This window comes from Pseudoalteromonas sp. SM9913 (assembly GCF_000184065.1).
GTDB classification, from domain to species: domain Bacteria; phylum Pseudomonadota; class Gammaproteobacteria; order Enterobacterales; family Alteromonadaceae; genus Pseudoalteromonas; species Pseudoalteromonas tetraodonis.
In genome coordinates, this window is sequence record NC_014803.1 from 828,208 (window position 1) to 852,139 (window position 23,932).

General features: G+C 39.4%; 28 protein-coding genes. 21 read left to right on the forward strand and 7 right to left on the reverse strand.

The annotated features are described in order from the left end of the window. Positions 1-120: 120 nt before the first annotated feature. Both PSM_RS03795 and PSM_RS03800 read left to right on the forward strand, forming a co-directional pair. On the forward strand, positions 121-1,194 hold the full coding sequence (locus tag PSM_RS03795; RefSeq protein ID WP_013464281.1) for a hypothetical protein: 1,074 nt from the start codon (positions 121-123) through the stop codon (positions 1,192-1,194). Then, the gene (locus PSM_RS03800; RefSeq protein WP_013464282.1) at positions 1,191-2,276 is read left to right on the forward strand and encodes a glycosyltransferase; all 1,086 of its coding nucleotides are present in this window, start codon (positions 1,191-1,193) and stop codon (positions 2,274-2,276) included. Before PSM_RS03795 ends, PSM_RS03800 begins: the two co-directional genes overlap by 4 nt. A 6-nt stretch (positions 2,277-2,282) precedes the next feature. Here PSM_RS03800 and PSM_RS03805 read toward each other — a convergent pair whose 3' ends face one another. Further along, positions 2,283-3,002 (reverse strand): 3-deoxy-D-manno-octulosonic acid kinase, encoded by a 720-nt coding sequence (locus tag PSM_RS03805; RefSeq protein ID WP_013464283.1) that lies wholly within the window; start codon positions 3,000-3,002, stop codon positions 2,283-2,285. Between the two features lie 123 nt (positions 3,003-3,125). On the opposite strand from PSM_RS03805, the gene PSM_RS03810 reads away from it, so the two are divergent. The 6 genes from PSM_RS03810 to glpG all read left to right on the forward strand — a co-directional run bounded on the left by PSM_RS03810 (position 3,126) and on the right by glpG (position 8,392). Beyond that, positions 3,126-4,187 carry a glycosyltransferase family 9 protein gene (locus PSM_RS03810; RefSeq protein ID WP_013464284.1) on the forward strand — a complete coding sequence of 354 codons (1,062 nt, stop codon included), beginning with the start codon at positions 3,126-3,128 and terminating at the stop codon, positions 4,185-4,187. Further along, the gene (gene gmhB, locus PSM_RS03815; protein ID WP_013464285.1) at positions 4,184-4,753 is read left to right on the forward strand and encodes a D-glycero-beta-D-manno-heptose 1,7-bisphosphate 7-phosphatase; all 570 of its coding nucleotides are present in this window, start codon (positions 4,184-4,186) and stop codon (positions 4,751-4,753) included. The genes PSM_RS03810 and gmhB overlap by 4 nt, the downstream gene beginning before the upstream one ends. A gap of 163 nt (positions 4,754-4,916) precedes the next feature. Then, on the forward strand, positions 4,917-6,113 hold the full coding sequence (locus PSM_RS03820; protein ID WP_008468203.1) for a glycine C-acetyltransferase: 1,197 nt from the start codon (positions 4,917-4,919) through the stop codon (positions 6,111-6,113). Between the two features lie 52 nt (positions 6,114-6,165). Continuing rightward, the gene (tdh, locus tag PSM_RS03825) at positions 6,166-7,191 is read left to right on the forward strand and encodes an L-threonine 3-dehydrogenase (RefSeq protein WP_013464286.1); all 1,026 of its coding nucleotides are present in this window, start codon (positions 6,166-6,168) and stop codon (positions 7,189-7,191) included. A 65-nt stretch (positions 7,192-7,256) separates the two neighbouring features. Next, positions 7,257-7,574 (forward strand): thiosulfate sulfurtransferase GlpE, encoded by a 318-nt coding sequence (gene glpE / locus PSM_RS03830; protein WP_008468201.1) that lies wholly within the window; start codon positions 7,257-7,259, stop codon positions 7,572-7,574. Next, a complete protein-coding gene (gene glpG / locus PSM_RS03835) occupies positions 7,571-8,392 on the forward strand; it encodes a rhomboid family intramembrane serine protease GlpG (protein WP_013464287.1) in 822 nt (273 codons plus the stop codon). The genes glpE and glpG overlap by 4 nt, the downstream gene beginning before the upstream one ends. Here glpG and PSM_RS03840 read toward each other — a convergent pair. Beyond that, positions 8,389-8,787, reverse strand: a complete 399-nt coding sequence (locus PSM_RS03840; protein WP_008468199.1) for a flagellar basal body-associated protein FliL — start codon at positions 8,785-8,787, stop codon at positions 8,389-8,391. The two genes, glpG and PSM_RS03840, sit on opposite strands and share 4 nt — an antisense overlap. 250 nt (positions 8,788-9,037) lie before the next feature. Here PSM_RS03840 and PSM_RS03845 point away from each other — a divergent pair, with 250 nt between their 5' ends. Together PSM_RS03845 and ubiA are read left to right on the forward strand one after the other, a co-directional pair. Then, positions 9,038-9,583, forward strand: a complete 546-nt coding sequence (locus PSM_RS03845; RefSeq protein WP_013464288.1) for a chorismate--pyruvate lyase family protein — start codon at positions 9,038-9,040, stop codon at positions 9,581-9,583. Beyond that, positions 9,580-10,458, forward strand: coding sequence for a 4-hydroxybenzoate octaprenyltransferase (ubiA, locus tag PSM_RS03850; protein WP_013464289.1), 879 nt, complete (start codon positions 9,580-9,582; stop codon positions 10,456-10,458). Before PSM_RS03845 ends, ubiA begins: the two co-directional genes overlap by 4 nt. Here ubiA and PSM_RS03855 read toward each other — a convergent pair. From PSM_RS03855 to PSM_RS03865, 3 genes are all read right to left on the reverse strand, one after another. Continuing rightward, positions 10,455-11,075 carry a 2OG-Fe(II) oxygenase gene (locus tag PSM_RS03855; RefSeq protein WP_013464290.1) on the reverse strand — a complete coding sequence of 207 codons (621 nt, stop codon included), beginning with the start codon at positions 11,073-11,075 and terminating at the stop codon, positions 10,455-10,457. The two genes, ubiA and PSM_RS03855, sit on opposite strands and share 4 nt — an antisense overlap. 95 nt (positions 11,076-11,170) lie before the next feature. Then, a complete protein-coding gene (locus PSM_RS03860) occupies positions 11,171-12,049 on the reverse strand; it encodes a LysR family transcriptional regulator (RefSeq protein ID WP_008468191.1) in 879 nt (292 codons plus the stop codon). Between the two features lie 243 nt (positions 12,050-12,292). Further along, positions 12,293-12,742, reverse strand: coding sequence for a DUF2721 domain-containing protein (locus PSM_RS03865; protein ID WP_008466063.1), 450 nt, complete (start codon positions 12,740-12,742; stop codon positions 12,293-12,295). 75 nt (positions 12,743-12,817) lie between these two features. Here PSM_RS03865 and PSM_RS03870 point away from each other — a divergent pair, with 75 nt between their 5' ends. From PSM_RS03870 to tsaD, 3 genes are read left to right on the forward strand one after another with little or no spacing between them, the layout of a single operon-like run. Beyond that, entirely contained in the window at positions 12,818-13,180 is a 363-nt protein-coding gene (locus tag PSM_RS03870) for a putative signal transducing protein (protein WP_008466062.1), read from the forward strand. Further along, positions 13,164-13,754, forward strand: coding sequence for a YjaG family protein (locus tag PSM_RS03875; protein ID WP_008115608.1), 591 nt, complete (start codon positions 13,164-13,166; stop codon positions 13,752-13,754). The genes PSM_RS03870 and PSM_RS03875 overlap by 17 nt, the downstream gene beginning before the upstream one ends. A 44-nt stretch (positions 13,755-13,798) precedes the next feature. Continuing rightward, positions 13,799-14,812 (forward strand): tRNA (adenosine(37)-N6)-threonylcarbamoyltransferase complex transferase subunit TsaD, encoded by a 1,014-nt coding sequence (gene tsaD / locus PSM_RS03880; protein WP_013464291.1) that lies wholly within the window; start codon positions 13,799-13,801, stop codon positions 14,810-14,812. A gap of 23 nt (positions 14,813-14,835) precedes the next feature. On the opposite strand, the gene plsY is transcribed toward tsaD, so the two are convergent. Then, complete coding sequence (plsY, locus tag PSM_RS03885; RefSeq protein WP_008466051.1) at positions 14,836-15,441, reverse strand: glycerol-3-phosphate 1-O-acyltransferase PlsY; 606 nt, start codon at positions 15,439-15,441, stop codon at positions 14,836-14,838. 207 nt (positions 15,442-15,648) lie between these two features. On the opposite strand from plsY, the gene folB reads away from it, so the two are divergent. The 8 genes from folB to trmB all read left to right on the forward strand — a co-directional run bounded on the left by folB (position 15,649) and on the right by trmB (position 21,851). Next, positions 15,649-16,008: a dihydroneopterin aldolase gene (gene folB / locus PSM_RS03890; RefSeq protein ID WP_013464292.1), complete on the forward strand. Its 360-nt coding sequence runs from the start codon at positions 15,649-15,651 to the stop codon at positions 16,006-16,008. After that, positions 16,009-16,497, forward strand: a complete 489-nt coding sequence (gene folK, locus PSM_RS03895) for a 2-amino-4-hydroxy-6-hydroxymethyldihydropteridine diphosphokinase (protein WP_013464293.1) — start codon at positions 16,009-16,011, stop codon at positions 16,495-16,497. Then, a complete protein-coding gene (locus PSM_RS03900; protein ID WP_013464294.1) occupies positions 16,494-17,294 on the forward strand; it encodes an undecaprenyl-diphosphate phosphatase in 801 nt (266 codons plus the stop codon). Before folK ends, PSM_RS03900 begins: the two co-directional genes overlap by 4 nt. 214 nt (positions 17,295-17,508) lie before the next feature. Next, positions 17,509-18,864 carry a UDP-N-acetylmuramate:L-alanyl-gamma-D-glutamyl-meso-diaminopimelate ligase gene (gene mpl / locus PSM_RS03905; protein ID WP_013464295.1) on the forward strand — a complete coding sequence of 452 codons (1,356 nt, stop codon included), beginning with the start codon at positions 17,509-17,511 and terminating at the stop codon, positions 18,862-18,864. 1 nt (position 18,865) lies between these two features. Next, the gene (locus tag PSM_RS03910) at positions 18,866-19,489 is read left to right on the forward strand and encodes a flavin prenyltransferase UbiX (RefSeq protein WP_013464296.1); all 624 of its coding nucleotides are present in this window, start codon (positions 18,866-18,868) and stop codon (positions 19,487-19,489) included. Beyond that, positions 19,486-20,415 carry an ABC transporter ATP-binding protein gene (locus tag PSM_RS03915; RefSeq protein WP_013464297.1) on the forward strand — a complete coding sequence of 310 codons (930 nt, stop codon included), beginning with the start codon at positions 19,486-19,488 and terminating at the stop codon, positions 20,413-20,415. The genes PSM_RS03910 and PSM_RS03915 overlap by 4 nt, the downstream gene beginning before the upstream one ends. After that, positions 20,416-21,183 carry an ABC transporter permease gene (locus PSM_RS03920; RefSeq protein ID WP_008466038.1) on the forward strand — a complete coding sequence of 256 codons (768 nt, stop codon included), beginning with the start codon at positions 20,416-20,418 and terminating at the stop codon, positions 21,181-21,183. It abuts the gene before it with no gap. Then, positions 21,183-21,851, forward strand: coding sequence for a tRNA (guanine(46)-N(7))-methyltransferase TrmB (gene trmB / locus PSM_RS03925; RefSeq protein ID WP_013464298.1), 669 nt, complete (start codon positions 21,183-21,185; stop codon positions 21,849-21,851). Before PSM_RS03920 ends, trmB begins: the two co-directional genes overlap by 1 nt. Here trmB and PSM_RS03930 read toward each other — a convergent pair. Then, positions 21,844-23,715, reverse strand: coding sequence for a GGDEF domain-containing protein (locus PSM_RS03930; protein ID WP_013464299.1), 1,872 nt, complete (start codon positions 23,713-23,715; stop codon positions 21,844-21,846). The genes trmB and PSM_RS03930 overlap by 8 nt on opposite strands. Positions 23,716-23,932: the final 217 nt, after the last annotated feature.

Here is a 23,932-nt window from a genome sequence, read left to right on the forward strand (position 1 = left end):
ATCTTATTGCAGTAATTAAATCTAAATTGGTATGTTAAATCATATAGAAAAATGCTTACCATCTATCGCTAAAAAGTTGCCATTGGTATACTGCAGGTCAAATAAGCCAGTGAGATTGTAATGAGCAAAAAACGACTTTTATTTATTCCTGTGTCATCACCAGAAGGTATTGGTGAATATATGCGCTCATTACAGCTGGCTCAAACTTTAAAGGCTGAGTATGGCAAGCAGTTAGATATTCATTTTATCTTAAATAAGCATACGGCTTATGCTAAAAGCTGCCCGTTTTCTAGCTTACTCTTAAACCAATCGGCAACAAAAGAAAATACGCACGTATGTCAGTTTATTGATCAATACAAACCAGATGCGGTGCTTTTTGATTGCGCAGGACGCGCTGAGCAAATGAAAGCGGCAAAAAAAGTGGGTGCTAAAGTTGTTTTTATTTCGCAGCATGCAAAAAAGCGGGCAAAAGGTTTAAAGCTTAATAGGACTGGTCTTATTGATACTCATTGGGTTGTACAACCGGATTACTGTATTGAACCTCTTTCGTGGTATGAAAAGCTAAAATTGAGCATGTTGCCTTTGGCCTATCCTGCTAATGTTGGGCCATTTACAGTATTTGCATCAGCGCAACAAAAATGCGATGCACTAAACCGTTATCACTTGAAAGAAAAAGAATTCTTTATTGTTAACGCGGGCTCTGGTGGTCATACAGTTAATGGCGTGAATTGCGCAGATATATATTTTCAAGCAGGGCTTGTTATTGCTAAACAAACAGGCTTGAAAGGTGTGGTGGTATTTGGCCCTAACTACACTAAGTTGTTACCTAAAACCGATGAGTTAATTTGTTTGCCAAGCCAAGAGGGAACTGAATTTTTAGCCTTACTCAGTCAGGCTAAAATTGCATTACTGAGCGCGGGTGATACTTTACTACAAGCTATTGCTTTGCAAACCCCAACCATTGCTTGTGCTATTTCAAAAGATCAGAGTGATCGAGTCGCACGTTGTGCAGCCACTGGCGTTGTTAAACAAGCTGAGCTTGATATTTTAGACATCACTCAAAAAGTGCAAGGGCTACTTACTGAGCCAAATTATAACAATACACTCAGCCAATATATGTTGTTAGAAAATGTACATAGCTTTGATGTTATAACGAATGGTGTAAAAGTACTGTTGCAGGGGAATAAGCTATGAATATTGTCATTGTAATTGACTCTCTTGTTGGTGGTGGCGCTGAAAAGGTAATGCTTACATTAGCGCAAGAGATGGTATTAAAAGACCACAATGTGACTATCTTGTCATTGGCGCAAAATATTGAATATGACATTCCAACCACTTTGAACGTTGAAAGTTTATTTTCAGGTCGAGCAACAAAAGTAGATCGATTTTGGCAGATAAAAAAGAATATCAGAGTGTTAGAGACATGGTTTGAGCAAAAGTTACGGCAACTTGGGTCTATTGATATAGTACTTTCTAATTTAGATCGTAGTAATAACTTATTAGCGCAGAGTAAAATAAAAAATATCCATTTTGTTGTTCATAACTCAGTTAATGCAGAGCTCGCTAGGCAAAAAAAACTAGGCCCGCTTTCATACTTATATCTTAAAAAGAGTAAACAAAATCTTAATGGTAAATCACTGATCTGCGTGTCCAAAGGGGTTGAAGAAGAAATACAACAAGGCAGCTTAATAACCCCAAGTGCTATTACCACTATTTATAATCCATTCAATTTTAAAACAATCAATGATAAAGCTAATGAGGTGAATACAAATATACCCGATTCTCCCTATCTTATTCATGTGGGACGTTTAGCTAAACAAAAACGCCATGATATTTTATTTTCTGCATTTGCCAAGTTAGATAAAAAATACAAATTAGTGCTGTTATGTAACAAAAAAGAAAAGGCATTAAAGTTAGCCAAAGAATATGGTATTGAAAATCAGCTTATTGTTCCGGGATTTGTACAAAACCCATATAACTGGATAAAGCAGGCAAAAGCTTTATTGTTAAGTTCAGACTTTGAAGGGTTTGGTAATGTGCTAGTCGAGGCTTTAGCAGTAGGTACGCCTGCTGTCAGTACTGAGTGCCCTCATGGTCCAAGTGAAATACTTACGGGTGAACTAAGTAAATATCTAGTACCTATTGGCCAAGGTGAGCTCCTAGCGCTCGCAGTTAAGCAAGTGCTCGCAGATAACCCAAATGTAACCAACGCAGCTATTTTAGAAAAGGTGTGTGCCGATAGAGTAACAGAGCAATACTTAGCGTTAGCAAACTAGTTTTTATTAGGTTAACCCATTATGGTAGTGTTTATTTAAACTTTGCCAATCGTTTTCTTGCCAATGAAAGCTGCTATTGCGGCTTTGCTCTTTTAAAAATGAGCGCTGTAGGCGAGACATGTTGCTTTGTTGCCATTTTTTATCGGGTGTTTTTATTTCGCCGCGGTCAAAATCGATAATAAAAACGTTGCCACTGTCATCAAATAAAATATTATTAATATTTAAATCAGCGTGATACACCCCTTTATTATGAAATAACGCAATTGTGCTGGCTATTTTTTTTATTTCAATATCATTCAATGCGCGTTCAATCAGTATATCTAATACGCTTTTAGCGCCGCTAACTGCTTCAGTAATAATATCACCTCGGTAAATAAAACCATGGCGGCTCACTTTAGCGGCAATAGGTTTTGGTACATTTAAACCTAGCTCTATTAATTGTGTCATCAAGCTAAACTCTTTATAAACACGGGTATGTTCAAGCCCCCAGTACAAATACTGATCACTGAGTAGCTTTCCTATCAGGCCGCCACGCCAATAATGGCGCAACACAGCCGTTAAATCTGCGTGTTTAAAAAACCATGCGGTTGCACGTCCCTTTTTAGCGCCAACAATTTTTTGCTGTTGCTGCCAAAAGTCGGGGCTAAACCAATCTAGCGATATCTGCGTGCTATATTGAGGATGGCTTAAAATGACATGGTTATTTTTGATGTGTTGATTAAACATAGCTCATAGGATTCGCTTTAATATGTGCATATATTAACGTGTTTTCAGGCTAAGGATAAGTACTTGCAATGACGCGATTATAATTTAAGATCAGGTTTTATTATTTTACCTCCAAGGAAACGTGTGACTTCAGCGCCTACTTACACTTCAATTTGTATTTTACGTCTTTCTGCTATTGGTGATGTATGCCATGCAGTAAGTGCGGTACAAGCTATTCAAAAAGCACACCCAAATGCCAAAATTACATGGGTGATAGGGAAGGTCGAGGCGAAGCTGTTAGCTGACTTACCAGGCGTTGAGCTTGTTGTATTTGATAAAAAACAAGGTAAAGCGGCACTGAAACAGTTAAAGCAAACCTTTAAAGGGCAGTGTTTTGACGTACTGCTTAATATGCAAGTGGCTTTAAGAGCAGGTTTTGTTGCTCGCTGTATTCCTGCCAAAGTTAAAATTGGTTTTGACTGGGCTCGTTCAAAAGAGCTACATAGTTTATTTATTAATAAACGCATTAAAGCCCAATCTCAGGCGCATGTTTTAGAGGGATTTAAAGGCTTTGCCCAAGCGATTGGTGTTGATGATTATGTCCCTGTATGGAATATGCCCTTTACCAACAAAGATCAAGCTAAAGCTGATGAGCTGTTAGGTGACGATTATTTATCAAATAAGCTATTTGTTATTTCGCCAGCAGCAAGTAAAGCACAGCGTAACTGGTTAGCCGAACGCTATGCTGCGCTTGCGGATTATGCACATACACAAGGGTTTAAAATAGTATTAACTGGTGGACCGACTGAACTGGAAATTAATTTAGCAAATAACATCATTAAACACTCTGATTCACCCATTCTGAACTTGGTGGGTAAAACAAAACTCAAAGAATTATTGTGCGTACTTAAGCGTGCAGACTTAGTACTGGCACCTGACACTGGCCCAGCTCATATGGCGGTGACTGTGGGCACACCGGTTATTGGCTTATATGCGCATTCAAACCCAGCGCGAACGGGGCCTTATTTATACCAAGAATACGTGGTTGAGGTTTACCATCAAAACTTAGTAAAGCAAACAGGTAAAATCGCCGAGCAATTGCCTTGGGGTACTCGTGTTAAAGGCGATGATTTAATGAGTCAAATAACCACCGATGCAGTAAAAAAAATGTTTGATCATGTTGTTAAAAAAGAGTCGCTGTTATGAATCAAGAAAACACTAACAAGGCGCTTTTTTTAGATCGTGATGGCGTAGTAAATGTTGACCATGGTTATGTGTTTAAAAGCGAAGAGTTTGAATTTATAGACGGTGTGTTTTCAACATGCAAAGCGTTTTATGATGCGGGCTATAAAATAATTATAGTGACTAATCAGTCAGGCATTGGCCGTGGTTATTATTCTGAGAGCGAATTTTTAGCGCTTAGCGAGTGGATGAAAGCGCAGTTTAGCGCTCATCAAATTGAAATTACGGACGTTTATTTTTGTCCTCATCATCCTAAAAACGCATTACCAGATTATTTAAAAGAGTGCGATTGCAGAAAACCAGCGCCTGGCATGTTACTTCAAGGAATAGAAGATCATCATATCAACCCTGCACTTAGTGTGATGGTGGGTGACAAATTAGGTGACATGCACGCTGCCATTAGCGCTAATGTACGTACCAAAGTACTGGTACGTTCAGGGCAAAAATTTGATGACAAAGCTGTAAATTTTGCTGACTATGTTTGTGACTCAATCAACGACCTTCCGGCTTTATTTGTTGATCTAACGTAGTACACATCTCAAGCCTGTAAACTGGCAGCTTTTCCTGCCAGTTAGGCAATTTGCGACGAATGACAAACAGTGCAATTTGGCGCTTAAACTTTTACAATACCCGCATTATAAATAGCAGCAACACGTCTGCTGTTTAACCCGTTCAACCAAATGGAGATCACAGATGAGAGCATCTGCTTTTTTTAGCCAATTACAACAGCAAATCGAAGACGTTAAAGCGGAAGGTTTGTACAAGAATGAACGTGTTATCACTTCGCAGCAGCAAGCTCAAATTGAAGTGGCATCAGGCGAAAAAGTTATTAATTTTTGTGCTAACAACTACTTAGGTTTAGCTAACAGCCCAGAGCTTATTAAAGCGGCGCAACAAGGCTTAGATGACCATGGGTTTGGTGTGGCGTCTGTGCGTTTCATTTGTGGTACACAAGATATTCATAAAACGCTCGAGAAAAAAATCAGTCAATTTTTAGAAACTGAAGACACCATTTTGTACTCATCATGTTTTGATGCCAATACGGGGTTGTTTGAAACCATATTAGGTGCAGACGATGCGATTATTTCTGATTCATTAAACCATGCTTCTATTATTGATGGCGTACGTTTATGTAAAGCAAAACGTTTCCGTTATGCAAATAACGATATGGCTGATTTAGAAAAGCAATTAATTGCAGCCGATGAAGCCGGTGCTAAAACTAAATTAATTGCAACCGATGGCGTATTCTCAATGGATGGCGTTATTTGTAACTTAGAAGCCGTATGCGACTTAGCTGATAAATACGATGCACTTGTTATGGTTGATGACTCACATGCAGTTGGTTTTGTTGGCGAAAACGGTAAAGGTACACCTGAGTACTGCAACGTGCTTGATCGTGTTGATATTATTACTGGTACCTTAGGTAAAGCACTAGGTGGAGCCTCGGGTGGTTATACCTCAGGTAAAAAAGAAATTGTTGAATGGTTACGTCAGCGTTCTCGTCCTTACTTATTCTCAAATTCGTTAGCGCCTTCAATTGTAACGGCGTCAATTAAAGTGTTAGAAATGCTTGAAAATGGCGGTGAGCTTCGCGCTAAGCTATGGTCAAATGCTAAATACTTCCGTGAGCAAATGGAAGCGGCTGGTTTTACCTGTGCAGGTAAAGATCATGCGATTATTCCTGTGATGCTAGGAGACGCCAAAGTAGCGTCACTTATGGCTGATAAGTTATTGGCTGAAGGGATTTATGTAACCGGCTTTTCATTCCCTGTTGTACCAAAAGGGCAGGCGCGTATTCGTACCCAAATCTCTGCAGCGCACAGCAAAGAACAGCTTGATACAGCCATTGCAGCATTTACCCGTATTGGTAAAGAGATTGGTGTTATTTAATTTTCTTGTTAAATCGCGGCTAAAGTCGCGATTTTTTAATTGAGTGTGAATTATGAAAGCATTATCAAAGTTAAAAGCAGAGCCAGGTATTTGGATGACAGATGCACCAAAGCCTGAAGTGGGTCATAACGATCTGTTAATTAAGATTCGTAAAACGGCTATTTGTGGCACCGATGTGCATATTTATAAGTGGGATGAGTGGGCACAAAATACCATTCCGACGCCTATGGTGGTTGGCCACGAATACGTGGGTGAAGTAATTGACATGGGACAAGAAGTTCGCGGTTTCGAAGTTGGCGACCGTGTATCAGGTGAAGGTCATATAACCTGTGGCCATTGTCGTAACTGTCGTGCTGGGCGCGTTCACTTATGTCGTAATACAACAGGGGTCGGTGTAAACCGCGAAGGCGCATTTGCAGAGTATTTAGTGATTCCTGCATTTAATGCGTTTAAAATCCCAGATAATATTAGCGATGAACTTGCCTCTATTTTTGACCCATTTGGCAATGCAGTACACACGGCTTTATCGTTCGATTTAGTCGGTGAAGATGTCTTGATCACCGGTGCTGGCCCAATTGGTATTATGGCTGCAGCTGTGGCTAAGCATGTGGGTGCACGCCATGTGGTTATTACCGACGTAAATGAATACCGCCTAGACTTAGCGCGTAAAATGGGCGCAACGCGTGCTGTAAACGTTGCAAATGAAAAGCTTGAAGATGTAGCTAAAGATCTAGGTATGACCGAAGGCTTTGATATTGGCTTAGAGATGTCAGGTGTTCCGAGTGCATTTAATGCCATGCTAAATAACATGAATCATGGCGGCAAAATTGCCATGTTGGGAATTCCACCTTCAGATATGGCGGTCGATTGGAATCAAGTTATTTTTAAAGGCTTAGTGATCAAAGGTATTTACGGTCGTGAGATGTTTGAAACTTGGTACAAAATGGCCAGTTTGATTCAATCAGGGCTTGATTTAAAACCAATTATTACTCATCAGTATTCAATAGATGACTTCCAAGCTGGCTTTGATATGATGATTTCAGGCCAATCGGGTAAAGTAATTCTTAACTGGGATTAATTACCCCTTGTTAAGAGAATTAAAGGCGGCATTTGTCGCCTTTTTTGTAATTATAAGAGAGTACTATGGCATTTAAACATATATCAATCGCACAAACCCTTGAACTACTCGATAAAGAAGATGTAGTGATTGCTGATATTCGCGATCCTAATTCTTATCAAGCGGGTCATATTCCGGGTTCAGAGGCATTATCTAATGCGAACATTGCCCAATTTATGATGGAAAAAGAGTTTGACCAGCCGATTATTATTGTCTGTTATCACGGTATGAGCTCACAAGGCGCTGCCAGCTACTTAGTAGAGCAAGGCTTTGAAGATGTTTACAGTATGGATGGCGGTTTTACTGCATGGGAAGCCGCTTACAAGGATAAAGTATCACGATGATAGAGCTAGGCAGCTTAACTAATCCTCGCGCTGCACAGGGCTTTATAGATTACTTAAAAAGCCAAGGGTTTAGCGGGCAAATTCGTACTGAGGATGGCCATACGCTTGTCATTAGTGTGGCACCTGAGGACTTTCATGCGGTTCAACCTTTGTGGAATGAATTTGCTAAAAACCCTAACCATGAACGTTATCAACAAGCGTCATGGCAAGTAGGCAGCACGCAATCACCATTAAAATATCAAGGCCAGTCGCTTAATTTAGTCGCGCGGTTTAAAGCCTTAAGTTGGCTTAATCAAAGTGTTAGCATACTGAGTATTGTTGTTTATATTGCCTTTTTATTTGGTGCGTTTGAACCTATTTACATGGCGTTGCAGTTTAACCCTGCGTCACCACTTACTTGGTTAACCCCGGCTATTGTGCATTTTAGCGCCATGCATATTGTATTTAACTTAATCTGGTGGGTTTCACTGGGTGACAATATTGAAAAGCAATGTGGTAAGTCGAGTCTAATCGGACTTTTTTTAGTTACCGCTTTAATAAGTAATTGGGCACAGTACTTAATGGTCGGGCCTAACTTTGGTGGGCTTAGCGGTGTTGTATATGGGTTGTTAGGCTTTTGTTGGATTTACAGCACCCTTAACCCTAAACAGCCTGCACTGGTTACAACTGCAATTGTTGGATTTATGCTGGTATGGTTAGTACTTGGTTTTGCAGATGTATTATTTGTTGGAATGGCTAATTGGGCACACTTAGGTGGGCTCGTTAGCGGTATGGCTTTTGCCTATACCGCTCAGTTTTTTAAAACAAAAAGTGCCTAATGATATAAATATTTAGTAAATAAGAGATCACGGATGATCTCATGCCCTGTTTCTTCTTTAAGAAGGCTTTTTAGTTTTTCTGCGCTTTTAAGGCGTATTTGCTCGCGTCCTGTTAAAGACTTTATTTTGTTTTCAGGCTCTTTAGATAAAATCTCTACTAACGCATCACGAAGTAACGGCGTGTGGTGTTCCACGATTGCAATATCTGATGTTTTATTAAGCATTAAATCAACAGTGACACGTACATAGCCCATTTTTTTACTCGATGGGCCAATGTAGTTGGTAATAATATCTGGCTCAAACCCAAAATAACCGACAGTAGACTCAGCACGTGCTGATAAGCTAGTTAAGCTGACTAGAAGAATAAAAAGGCCTGTAAATACTGTTTTTTTCATTTCAAAAGCGTTTCCGTAAACTGGTTACAAATAGTTTATACTTATTAGTAAATAAGATACAGCAAGATGCTGTTATTTGTTGAGTTATGTAAAGGCACTCTGTACTCAAGTTTGGGATAGGCAATAGCGAGAGTCAAATGTTGATTAGCTTTTTATAATAACAGGGTGTGCTTGGTAGTGAGTAAATCGCGCTTTTTCAAATCTCTTAGCAATGTTATGATCTTGCTGATTTTTATCAAGTAGAGCTATTGTGATTACGTTTCCTCTTTCTTTATCTGCTGATTGGCAGAGTACTTCTCAAGTCTGTGGCTTATCTAGCGCTGAGCAAGAGTGGCTATTTGAACCGCATTCTTTAACGGCTAAATTAAAAAGCCAGTCACAGCGTTTTGCTGTAAAGGTGCTAAGCGAGCAAAAAGTTAACCTCTCGCAACCTCAGCAAGCTTTATTAAGTAATGAGGTGAACACCGTACTTAACCGTGAGGTTTTATTGTTGTGTGATGACAAACCGGTTGTATATGCTCAAAGCTGGTTGCCAATATCAAACAACAATACAAATAATCAGCTGCATAATATGGGTGAACGTCCGTTGGGTGATGTCATATTTCAAGACCCTGCGTTAAAGCGCGCTGATATTGAAATTGCTCGCTTTGATGATAACCACTCATTGCAATCATTGGTGAGCGAACTTAATTTACCCATACACATATTATTAGGGCGACGAAGCGTGTTCTCTTTGCATGACTACAAATTTTTAGTTTGTGAAGTTTTTTTACCAGGAGCCTATTTATACTCATGAAACTAGCCCCTTTATCGGTAAACCATGTACCGTATTACGTTCAGTTAATGCGAATAGATAAGCCCATAGGCACCTTATTATTACTTTGGCCAACTTATTGGGCGCTGTGGATAGCAAATGAAGGGATACCAAGCCTAACAAACTTCATTGTGTTTACCCTTGGGGTAATAGTTATGCGTAGCGCAGGATGCGTTATCAATGATTTTGCTGACAGGAAAATAGATGGCTCAGTAAAACGAACCTGTCAGCGCCCTTTAGCAACTGGGGCTGTGAGTAGTGGGGAAGCAGTTAGTTTGTTTTTGCTGCTGGTTAGTATCGCTTTTATTTTAGTAATAATGCTAAATACCAATACTATCTTGTTATCGTTTGGGGCGCTTGGGCTCGCGTTTTGTTATCCCTTTATGAAACGTTACACACAACTTCCACAGGTTGTATTAGGGGCTGCTTTTGGTTGGGCAATTCCTATGGCATTTATGGCATCAACAAACTCATTGCCTGTGCAAGCTTGGCTATTATTTGTCGCTAATATTTGCTGGACGGTGGCTTATGACACTATGTATGCCATGGTTGATAGAGATGATGATTTAAAAATAGGGGTTAAATCAACCGCTATTTTATTCGCCAGTTACGATCGCCATATTATAGGGTTGCTTAACGTTATATTCTTAGTATTAATGACATTGATCGGCTTTATTAGCCAAGTTGGAGCAAGCTTTTGGTTAGGGTTAGCGGTTGCTGCGGCTTTATTATTGTATCAACAGCGTTTGATTCATTTACGTCAACGAGATGCCTGTTTTAAAGCGTTTTTGAATAATCATTATGTGGGACTTACTGTATTTATAGGCTTATTATTTTCTTACCCCGTTTTTTCTTAACGGGGTGGGTCGATAATACCACTAATTGACGCATTTTTTCTGAACCAACCAGCAATCGAATAGCGGTTATCAAAAGCCGGAAGTACTTCATGCACAAAGCATTCGCTTTCAAATAATACCAAAGTGCCTGCAGTGGGTTTTATAACCACTTCTATGTCTTTACTTTTAGGCTTGTAAATAACCAGCTCCCCGCCTTTCTTAGGAGAGTTTAAATACAATACGGTAGTAAAAACTCGATTTGAACGACCTTTGAACGCATCTACATGTTTTTTGTAAAAATCACCCTGCGTGTATTTTGCATAGTGACATTCATAATCAAACAAGCCCATGAAAAAGTTACGATTAAGGGTAGTGCGAACAGCTTCCATTATTTGTTGATAGCTAAGCTGTGCATTTGAGCTGCCATCAAACCAGTAGGTTTTATCTTTACGAACGGAATCATCAATTTGTAAATTGTTTAATCGTCCAATACCGGCAAGGCTAAAGTGAGGATTTATTCTATAGCAATCAGCCATCAACTCTGATATTAAGTCACTATCAATGGCGTTTTCAATAATGGCATAGCCATGCGTTTCAATGTGCTCTAGGTAAATTTTAGCAGCTGTAAAGTTATTCATTAACGCTAGTCATAATATAAGGGAGCGTTAGTGTAGTGAAAAAAAACTTTAATGCCACTAATTTATAGTTGTTATAAAACGCATGGAGTCATTTTTTATGCTCTTGAAACTTTCTTAATTAGCGAGAGTAGGTGGTCAACATGCTCACCTGCCTCTATCTGCTGGCTTGTTTGCACCACAAGTTGTTCATGGCTAATATCGTTATTCGTTTTAAGCTGGATTAAGTTATGGTTTTCTGCCACAGAGCTGGTGTGTTCAATACCTGCAATAGCAAAATGATCTGACTTTTCAAGTCCAGCCATTACCTGCTCAATACTACCTACTTTAATAGTTGAAACTTTATTTAACGAGTCTATTACTTCATTAAGCATTGATTGCACTTGTTTTGACTGCGAAAAACAACTGAACATTGGATAGCTTTCGAGCTCTTTTTTACTAATATCGCTTTTATTTGCTAAAGGGTGTTGTTTTGAACAAAATAAAATAAGCTGATCAGGTAATTGTATATCGCTACCAATGCTATTGACTATTTGCGAGCATACACTAATGTCAATTTCCCCTTGAAGCAGTTTTCTATGAAGCTCAGTTTTATTTTGCAGCTGCATTTCAATTTTAATATGCGGGTACTGACTCAAAAATTCGCCGCAGGTGATTGGTACTATGCTGCTGGTTGTTGTGGTGTAGCCAATCACTAATTTTTTTTCTTCTGTGCCATTAATTGATTGAAAAGCGCGATGCTTTATTTGTTCTAGCTCATTGAGCGTATTTTTAGCAAAGTCGAGGAAAAGTTCGCCTGCTTGAGTTAACTTAACCGAGCGAGTAGAGCGGGTGACAAGTTCGTAGCCAAGCTCCGTTTCAAGAGTTTGAATGCTACGGGTTAATGCAGATGTACTAATTTGGGTTTGTTCAGCAGCTTGCCTAAAATGACGAAGCAGGCCAAGTGCTACAAACTGTTCTAATTGTTCAAATCTCACTATATAGTCCTTTTTTATAGGTAAGCTAGGGGAATTACAGATTTAATACTGACTTTATATCCCTACAGATCAGTTGAAATAAGGTTTTTAACTACTTATTAAGATTAACTTTCTTTTAATCGTATTTAAAGAGAATAGTTGCAAAATGTTGTTATACCTTTGGGTAATGTTAAGTAACTGTTGGGTTTTATCATTAGCCTAATTTGTGCAATTTTATAACAGCTTTATTAAACTCTCAGCTTGTTAATTGCTGTTTTTACTTTTGGGATTAGGCTCAATAAAGTTTTTACTAACTCGGTTACTTAAAGGCTTATTTTCAATGTTTTGTAATTCAATTTCTATGGCATCACAAGAAATATGAATTTCAAATAATGAAGTAAGCAAAGATAAGCTCAAGCAGCTTAAACTGACACCAAATAAAATAATGCCCGTGGTATTAAATTCTATAAATAATGCGAACATAGATAACGTACATAATAAAAAAGAGGCCACTCCGTATACTTGCATGGTCCTTATTAGTTTTATTCGCTTTCTAAGATTAGTTATTTGCGCCACTACAACAGGACGAATAGACTCACCTTCACGGGCATTCAATTCTCGTATTAGTTGCGCAAGTACTAAAAATCGGTTTGTATAGGCAAGTAATAACAATGAGATGGCTGGAAAAAGTAAACCTGGGGTAGTTAGCGTCATAATGTGTCCTTAAATCATATTATTTGCTTTAGGTTACGCGGGCTTATTGTACACATAAAGTAAATGAGGTGGATATTGCAAAATACTAATAATAGCCAATCAAATGTAACATCATTTGATTGGGTGACGCTTTATAATGCAGAAAATAGTTTAGAGGCCAATATAATAAAAGGACTGATTCTTAATGCGGGAATTGAGTGCCAAATAAAAGGTGAAATACTGCAAGGCGCAATGGGCGAGATCCCATTTGAACAAACACAAGTAAGTGTGCAGGTTTATGCGATAAAAGAGCGCCATGCACGTGAAATATTGGTAAACTATCAGCAAGTAAAACAATCCGCTCCAGATTGGGTGTGCCCTAACTGTAATGAGCATAATGGATCAACATTTGATTTTTGTTGGTCATGTGGGACCTTAAAGAATGACAAAAGCGAATAATTTTCAGCGTATTAGAGAGTTAAATTATTTACAAAAAGCGGTATTGGCCAGTGCGTTAATAGAGCGTATGTTGCCTAATTATGGGCTATTTAGTGAGGCTACCGGCTTTGGCGATGAGGTTATTTTACGCAATGCTTTAAATGTATGTTGGGAAAAAATACTCCTTCCTAAAAGTAAAATTGATTTAGAAAAGCAAGTTGAAAAAATAGAACCTAATGTTCCTGAACTTGCCGATTTTGATATGTTTGGTACCTATCCTGCAATCGATGCTGCCACCTCATTACTGAGTTTAATGCATGGCCTTTTAGCACAAGATGAGCAAGAGTTTGTTAATGTGAGTAAAATATCACAGGCCACCGTAGCTCGCTTTATTGAGTACCAAATGACGGTTGAAGGTGATGTTGCCGATAACAAAGCGGTGCGTGAACACCCACTGATGCAATACGAAATAGAGGTATTAGGTGAACTAATTGATTTTGTAGAAGCAATGGGGCGTATCACTGCTGAAAATGTGAAAGCATTGAAAAAGCATGTCCTTGCTGATGGCCAAACAAACATTGGTTTAGCACTGTAATTTATTTGTTTTAAACACCTTGTTAGGTGGCAGGAGAATTAACAATGCGAATTTTAGGCATTGAATCGTCATGCGATGAAACTGGTATTGCTATTTATGATGACGAAAAAGGGCTGCTAGCCCATCAATTATATAGCCAAGTAAAAGTACATGCAGACTATGGTGGTGTAGTACCTGAACTTGCCTCGCGCGATCACGTACGTAAAACATTGCCGCTTATTGATGAGGCATTTGCGCAAGCGGGTTGTGGGCCTGAAGATTTAGATGGTATTGCTTATACGGCAGGGCCAGGTTTAGTAGGGGCTTTGTTAGTAGGTACCTCAATTGGTCGCTCTTTAGCATATGGCTGGGATATCCCAGCGGTTGCAGTGCACCATATGGAAGGGCATCTATTAGCGCCAATGCTTGAGGAAAACGTCCCCGAGTTCCCATTTATTGCCTTACTGGTTTCTGGCGGTCATACCATGATGGTAAAAGTTGCTGGTATTGGTCAATACGAAGTATTGGGTGAGTCGGTAGATGATGCTGCTGGTGAAGCATTTGATAAAACAGCCAAGTTACTTGGGCTTGATTATCCAGGTGGCCCTCGTTTGGCTAAAATGGCTGAACAAGGTGTTGCTAAGCGATTTGTTTTTCCGCGTCCAATGACAGACAAACCTGGCTTAGATTTTAGCTTTAGTGGTCTAAAAACCGCCGCTTCAATTGCTATTCGTGAAAACGACAGTGATGAGCAAACAAAAGCAGATATTGCTCATGCATTTCAAACGGCCGTTATTGATACTTTAGTAATTAAGTGTAAGCGCGCATTAAAACAAACCGGTATTAAGCGCTTAGTAATAGCCGGTGGCGTAAGTGCTAATACGCAATTACGTTTGCAATTAGAGCGTGTGATGCAAGGTATGAAGGGCGAAGTGTTTTACCCTCGTACTGAGTTTTGTACTGACAATGGTGCAATGATAGCGTATGCCGGTATGCAGCGTTTAAAAGCGGGGCAGTTTGCTACGCTTGATATGAAAACTAAACCGCGCTGGCCAATCGATAGCTTAGAAGCAATATAGTTAACCAGAATTCAGGTTAGTTATTACTTCTTATCATCTGTAGGGGCTTGTTTAGTCCCTACTTTTGGTTCTTCCCCTTTAAATAAACGCACAATATTAGTGCGATGCCTAATAATGATCAGTAGCGTAATAAAGGTCACCGGTAAGGTGTATAACGGTTTTATCCACCATGTGTATAAAGGGGCTAGCGTAACGGCCACTAACGCGGCAAGTGATGAGTAACGAGTAATCGCGACAATCAGCAACCAAGTACCAATCAATAACCCTCCTAAAGAAAGCCCTATCGGTAGTAACGAGCCAAATGCAGTTGCAACCGCCTTACCGCCCTTAAAACTAAAGAATAACGGGTACATATGCCCTAGGCATGCAGCAACGGCGATTAAACCAAGCTCTAATGGCTCGAGTTTTAAAAAATAAGCGCCCCAAACAGGGATTGTGCCCTTTAAAATATCGAAGACTAAAACTAAGCATGCAGGAAGTGACCCGCCTAAGCGGTAAACATTGGTTGCACCTGGATTATTGGAGCCATGCGTGCGTGGATCGGGGAGTTTGAATAGCCGCGACACTAAAATGGCCGATGAAATCGAGCCGAGCAAATAGGCTAAAACAAACATTAAAATGACTAACACGCGCTTCCTTATTTTTTAATCATTACTTTTAAGCTATTATTGGCGTCAAAATTTACGGGCTTCTTAAATTACTCGCAATTTTGTAACGATTCTATTGTAGAAGTAATTTTAGTATATTTAAACACTGATTAAAGTATATACAGTATTAATTTGATTGATACAATATGTAATTAACTCAGTGACTTGTTACAGTCATTTGGAGTATCAATGGACAAGGTATTTATATCACAATTGCATGTCGAAACGATTATCGGGGTGTATGATTTTGAAAAGAAAAGTAAACAAAGCCTGTACTTTGATATTGAAATGTTAAGCGACATCAAGCCCGCAGCGCAAAACGACGATATTAACTTGGCACTGGATTACGCTAAGGTTAGTGAGCGTGTTATCGAACACAGTACGGCTAAACCGGTAGAGCTTTTAGAAACACTGGTGGAGCAATTAGCGCAAATCATTTTAACCGAATTTAATACCCCACAAGTGACAATAAAAGTAAGTAAGCCCGCTGCAGTTGCACAAGCGCAAACCGTCGGTGTAGAAATAACGCGTAACAAGGCTCTTGCTTAAATGGCGCAAATATTTATTAGTTTAGGGTCAAATATTAATAAAGCAGAGCATATCAGGCGTGCTTTAGTGGCGTTAAATAAACACTTTAAAAATACACAACATTCTTCGGTATTTGAAAGTGAAGCAGTGGGTTTTGCCGGTAATAACTTTTACAACTCCGTACTCGCTGCCACTACCGAAATGGCGCTTGAAGATGTGTGTGCGTTATTAAAACAAATAGAGCGCGATAATGGTCGCAAAGCAAATGATAAAAAATTTAGCCCGCGCACCTTGGATCTCGATTTACTCTTTTACGATGATGTCATTTGTGAGAGCCCAGCTCAACTACCACGTGACGAAATTACCAAAAATGCCTTTGTATTACAGCCTTTAGCAGAGGTGGCTCCTGATTTTTATCACCCTGTAGCAAAAAAAACGATTGCCCAAATATGGAATGCATATAACAACCCTCAACAAAAACTATGGAAGGTGGAGTTTTCTAACCCATGAGTATTATAGAAATAATTGTTTTAGCCCTAATCCAGGGATTTACTGAATTTTTACCTATATCGAGTTCTGCACACTTAATTTTACCGTCGCAAATTTTAGGCTGGGAAGATCAAGGCTTGGCATTTGATGTTGCCGTTCATGTAGGAACGTTAATTGCTGTTGTTATTTATTTTCGTAAAGAAGTGGCCGATATACTCGGTGCTTGGTTTAAATCGTTTGGTGTACGAGGTACAACAGATGACAGCAAACTAGGCTGGTGGATAATTTTAGGTACTGTGCCTGCCGCTATTTTAGGGCTATTGCTAAAAGATTTTGTTGAACTGTATTTGCGCAGTGCATGGGTGATTGCAACCACAACAATCGTATTTGGCTTGTTGTTGTGGTACGCCGATGCTAAAGGTAAGCAAATAAAAACAATTTATCAGCTTAACTGGAAAACCGCACTCATCATTGGCTTTGCGCAAGCCGTTGCGATGATCCCAGGGACTTCTCGCTCAGGTATTACCATGACCGCGGGTTTAATGCTGGGTATGAATAAGCAAAGTGCAGCCCGTTTTTCGTTTTTGCTGGCTATTCCGATTATTTCAATGATGGGCCTTTATTACACAGCAGAGCTAGCGCTTGGCGATCATATTGTTGATTGGACTGCTTTATTGTTGGGTGTAGTGCTGTCGTTTTTATCAGCATATGCCTGTATTTTTATGTTTTTAAAAGTGATTGAACGAATGGGTATGCTGCCATTTGTTATTTATCGTTTGTTATTAGGCATCGGCTTAATATTCTTTTTAATGCTATAAGCCATTAATCTTTAAAAAGCCTCCCACCGTGGGAGGCTTTTTTATTTGCGCCAAACATCGCATCGGCGCTGTCTTGTCGAAATACCAAACATCTGCTGCAAATTTACCTAGAAAGCTCAACAGACCCTGATGGTAACTTGATCTAAATTTTGGCATTATAGCGCCATTAAAGTTCGCCTTAGAGCACATTCCGCGCAGGATGAAAGGATAGTAAATGCATATACATATTTTGGGTATTTGTGGCACATTTATGGGTGGTATTGCCGCTATAGCTAAATCATTAGGTCATCACGTTACCGGGTCTGATCAAAACGTTTACCCACCAATGAGTACCCAATTAGAAGAGTTAGGAATCGAGCTAACCCAAGGCTATGATGTATCTCAACTAGAACCGGCACCCGACATAGTCGTCATAGGTAATGCTATGAGCCGAGGGAATCCGTGTGTTGAATATGTATTAGATAAAGGCTTGCCTTATACCTCAGGCCCAGAGTGGCTTAAGCATAATTTACTACAAAAATCATGGGTGCTGGCGGTGGCAGGAACCCATGGTAAAACAACGACTGCCAGTATGCTGGCATGGATATTAGAATATGCAGGTTTAAAACCAGGCTTTTTAATTGGCGGGATCGTGCAAAATTTTGGTCTTTCGGCTCGGGTTGGGCAAACGCCATTTTTTGTCATAGAAGCCGATGAATACGACACCGCCTTTTTCGATAAACGTAGTAAGTTTATTCATTATTTACCGCGAACACTCATTTTAAACAATCTTGAATTTGATCATGCTGATATTTTTGAAGATTTAAATGCGATTAAAAAACAATTTCACCATTTGATACGTACACTACCGCAAAGCGGGAAAGTATTGTGGCCAAAAGATGATGAGGCTCTGAGCGATGTTATAGCAAAAGGGCTGTGGAGCGAGAGCGAAACATTAGGCGATGATTGGGATTATCAGCTACTTAAAGCGGATGGTTCTCAATTTAATGTGTTATTAAACACGCAGCTGCAAGGTGTAGTTAACTGGCAGGCAATTGGTGAGCATAACGTTAAAAATGCCATGATGGCCATTGCAGCAGCGCGCCATGTAGGAATTGCTATTGAGCACAGTATTGCGGCTTTAGGCGAATTTATCAGCCCAAAAAGGCGTATGGAGCTTAAAGCGGATATAAATAACATTAAAGTGTATGATGATTTTGCCCATCATCCTACCGCGATACAAACAACGCTTGCGGGGCTGCGCGCAAAAGTGGGCAATGACAAAATTATTGCGATTTTAGAGCCGCGTTCTAACACCATGAAAATGGGAGTTCATCAATTTACATTGCTAGACTCATTACGCGATGCGGATGAGGTGCTACTGTTTGAACCAGAAAACTTAAGCTGGTCGCTTAAGGAGCAAGCAGAAAAAGCCGGTATGCAGTGTTTTGATTCTACAATCGCCATTATCGAAACAGTGCTTGAAAGTATTGAGCCAAATCAACATGTTTTAATTATGAGTAATGGTGGTTTTAATGGCCTTCATCAACAATTTGTTGATGGCTTGGCCAATAAATACAGCGGAGAATAATGTGCAATTTAAAGATAAAATCACCTTAGCATATAGTGGTGCATCAGGCGCTCCATATGGATTGAGGTTGCTAGAAGTGTTACTTGAGCAACAATTTCAAGTGTATGTGCTTATTTCAAGTGCCGCGCGCGTAGTTTTTGATACCGAGTCCAATATAAAGTTATCAGGGAATGAAGACAAAGCCACAGAGCAATTAAGCCTGTTATATAACGCAAAACCTGGGCAGTTAAAGGTATTTGGTAAAGATAATTGGTTTAGTCCGGTAGCTTCGGGCTCTGCAGCCCCCAAAAAAATGGTAGTATGTCCATGTAGCGCAGGCTCTGTGTCTGCCATTGCAGTCGGCGCATCAGATAATTTATTAGAGCGCGCCGCCGATGTGGTGATAAAGGAGCGAGGCCAGCTTATTTTAGTGCCACGCGAAACGCCATTTAGCGAAATTCATTTAGAAAACATGCTTAAATTATCGCGTTTAGGTGTAACAATTATGCCTGCAGCACCTGGGTTTTATCATCAACCGCAAAGCATAGAAGACTTGGTTGACTTTATGGTGGCGCGAATTTTAGATCATTTAAATATTGAACATAACCTCACAAAGCGTTGGGGTTATGGTGAGGGTAAGAAATGAATAAGCAAAATATTGCTTTAAATATTGAAGGCCTTACCAAGGTTTACAAAAATGGGGTAGAGGCAGTAAAAGGGGTTGATTTACAAGTTCACGAAGGTGACTTTTTTGCATTACTTGGCCCGAATGGGGCGGGTAAATCAACCACTATTGGGGTAATTTCTTCACTGGTTAATAAGACCAAAGGCAAAGTTGAAGTATTTGGTCACGATATTGATACCGACCTTGAGGCGGCTAAAGCGAATTTAGGCCTAGTACCACAAGAGTTTAACTTTAGTCAGTTTGAAACGCTGAGCCAAATACTCGTTAATCAAGCAGGTTACTACGGTGTACCGCGCGGCGAAGCACATAAACGTGCAGATAAATACTTGGCGCAGCTTGGATTAATCGAGAAAAAGGATAAGCAAGCGCGTACCTTATCTGGTGGTATGAAACGCCGTTTAATGATTGCACGTGCCTTAATGCATGAGCCCAAATTACTTATTTTAGATGAGCCAACAGCGGGGGTTGATATAGAGCTTCGCCGTTCAATGTGGGACTTTTTAAGGCAAATTAACGAACAAGGTGTGACCATTATTTTAACAACCCACTACCTTGAAGAAGCTGAACTGCTTTGTAAAAACATCGCCATTATTGATACTGGGCGAATTGTTGAAAACACTACGATTAAAGCCCTGCTTGCTAAATTAGACAAAGAAACCTTTGTATTGGATCTAAAACAACCGTCTAAACCCGTAACGCTAGATGGATACAAATTTACTATGGGGGATGATCACACCATTGAAGTTGAAGTGGCTAAATCTCAAGGATTAAACGCGGTGTTTACAGCATTGACTGAACAAGGTAATACCGTGCTGAGCATGCGAAACAAAGCGAATCGATTAGAAGAATTATTTGTAGGTTTATTAGAGCAAGGGCGGGGCGAATAAATGTTTAAATATGGCGTAGCCTTAAAAAGTATTTGGATTAAAGAGTGCATTCGCTTTTTGCGTATTTGGGTGCAAACCTTAGTACCGCCAGCGATCACGATGAGTTTATATTTTGTTATTTTTGGTAACCTAATTGGCTCACGTATTGGTGACATGGGCGGTTTTAGCTACATGGAGTTTATTGTCCCTGGCCTTATTATGATGTCAGTTATTACTAACTCTTATTCAAATGTTGCCTCTAGCTTTTACTCAACTAAGTTTCAAAAAAGTATTGAAGAGTTATTAGTTGCACCTGTGCCTAATTACATCATTGTACTGGGTTATATGGGCGGAGGTATGACCCGTGGCATTATGGTTGGTTTTATCGTAACGTGCGTTTCTTTATTTTTTGTTGATATACAAATACATAATATTTTTGTGATTATAGCCACTGTTATTCTCACCTCGGCGGTGTTTGCCTTGGGCGGGTTAATTAACGCTATTTATGCAAACAGCTTTGATGACATAAGTATTATCCCTACCTTTATTTTAACGCCGTTGACCTATTTAGGCGGGGTGTTTTATTCAATCACTTTACTGCCTGATTTTTGGCAAATGGTGTCGCAAATAAACCCAATTATTTATATGGTTAACGCATTTAGATATGGGTTTTTAGGTGTTTCGGATGTAGATTTATCGGTCGCAATGGGTGTGTTGTTGGTGTTTATCAGCGTCCTATTTACTTTAGCACTGACGCTAATTAAAAAAGGTGTGGGGCTAAGACACTAATGAGCGATGCAAATTCACGTAGTATTGTATCTAATCAAGCGGGACTTCATGAAAAGCTTGATGAAATAGTTAATAAACACTTACAGGCTGAGTTTAAAAAGCCAATTGCAACGCATACGCAAACCGCATTTGATGAAGTTAATGCTAAAGTGCAAGCCTTTAATGGGCCGCTTATTTTAGATTCCTGTTGTGGGGTCGGGGAGAGCACCGCTAATTTAGCAAAACGTCATCCTGAAGCGTTAGTCATAGGCATTGATAAGTCATCTCATCGACTTGATAAGCATGATGTTGAATATAAACAAAGTGAAAGTGGTCAATACATTTTAGTGCAAGCTGACTTAAATGACTTTTGGCGTTTAGCGGTGGCTGCTAATTGGCAGCCTACGCATCACTATTTGCTTTACCCTAACCCTTGGCCTAAGTCTAAACACATACAAAGGCGCTGGCATGGGGCGGCTATATTCCCGTTTATTGTAAAGTTAGGCGGTTTACTTGAGGTGCGCAGTAATTGGGATATTTATGTTAAAGAGTTTGCCAGAGCGCTTGAATTAGCGGGGAATCCATGTGAAACCGAATTGTTTGAGTCAGACGAAGCAATTACCCCTTTTGAACGTAAGTACTGGGCCAGTGGCCAGCAAAGCCACCGGCTTGTTATAAATCTTAAATAGCTAATTGTTGCTTAAAGTGAGTCACATGTGGCGTTGGTTTACCAAGGTAACTACCTTGCATCAGCGTCACATTTAGTTTATTGAGTAGCTCGGCAACCGTGTTATTTTCTACCGCTTCAACAACCAATTCAAGTTCAAGCTGCTGGGCTATATCAGCAATATAGGTGATAAATAGCGATGTATTTTCATCATTTACCAGTTGCTTGGTGATCGCACCATCGAGTTTAATACCATCTACCTCAATCTTTAACGTATTGAGCGTATTAATAAACTCATTACCCCAACAATGCATCACTATTTTTGCCCCTTTACTTTTTACCATCGCAATAAATGATTTTATTTCATAGTAGTGTGTAATGACCTGCGACTCTAATATTGAAATAGTAATGTTTTCAGGGTTGGGGTAGCGATGAAGCTCATATGCTATGTGATCATAAATAGTGGGATCTGCAATATTTTCAGCGCACACAGTTAACCCCCAGCTGATTGCTGATTTGCGAAAGCGCGAAATGCATTGAGTAAATAAGGTACGTGTTAACATCCCATCCATACGCAGCCTATTTACTGCATTAGAAAAGGTATCAGGGGTTAAAATCTCCCCATGTGAGGTCACTATTCTTGGTGAGCAGTCATACCTAATAATGGCATTGGTATTGGTATCTATAACAGGTTGAAAATAAGGAACAACGCGATGGGCATCAAACGCTTCACGAATTTCCTTTGCTATTTCTACATTGTATAAATACAGAGATTTATTGTCGTTAATCGCTTCTGAGTAGTTTACTATGGGTTGAACACCTTGCCTTGATTGTAGCAAAGCAATGTGGGCATTCTTAAGCAGTAATGACTTATTCCCTCTTGCGACTCCAGCGTTGAGCGTAATATAAATAAATGGGTCTGTAATAAAAGGTGTATTTTTATTATGGGATTGAATAATGCTGTAAAGCTCATCAAAAGGTGTTTCTTTACTGGTTAAAATGGCCAGCTTGTTGGTCGCAATACGATAAATACGTGATTGCAGACGGTTTTGCTGCTTAAAGTGACTGAGTAGTTTTTTCATCACTTCATCGGCTGTTTTTGTGCCAAAAAAACGACTGATACTATCAATTTCGTTAACCAAAATAATCGCGATTTGTAGATGATGCTCATTACTTTTTTTTAGCTGCTTTTCCAAGGCAATATGATTTTCAAACCCCGTAGCATGATCCCTCATTAGTGAGCGGCGTACCCCAAAACAATAAAGAATATAAACCAGTAACAATATGAACAGTACGCAACTAAAATGAAGCAGGGCTTGATTCAAACGTGTTATTAAAGCCGTATTGATTTTATCGACGCTAATATCAGCTGCAGTTAAATAGGTTCTGCCATTTTTTGCTATATGAGGAATATACACCGTTTTAGAATGACCACGATGCGCCGTTGACACTTCAAAAATAGGGGCCGTTGATAAAAATGCCGCCATATTAATTGGCGTCGCTTCAGGGTAAAGATCTAAATACTGGGTAACTTTACCGTTATTTTGATCATCTTGGGTGTAACTGGAGGCAGTAAAATAAATATTTTCATCAATTAATATCATTGAATATAAATAATCTATATTTAAATCATTGGCTAAAGCAGAAAGCTGTTCGGCCTTATTTTGATAGCTTGCAAAGCTAATTTCTTGCGACGTTTTGTCGTGGTAATCACTACCTAAAATATACTTTACGCTGGTGGCTGCATTTATTAAGCGATTGTCAATGCTGCGCATTACATCACTTTGAATGGCAGAGTAAGTGTAGTAACCATAAATGATTAAGCTGACCAAAAAAAAGACGGTTCCAAGCGCCAACCGTGTTAATTTTAGATTTCCTTTGAGCATGTATTATCCTTATTTTTGTTGATTTTATTATACTTAAAAATTATAAATGCCCAATATTTTAATTACCCTTTGTACTAAATTTAAAAAATAGTGAAATGTTATCTATTTAGTATTGTCTTTTATGGCTTAAAACGAGACATTTTTGTCATATTGCAGTAAAGTTAGCGCAATTTTTTAGAAATGCCGTTGCTTAAAAAACACCTTATATTAGCGTGTT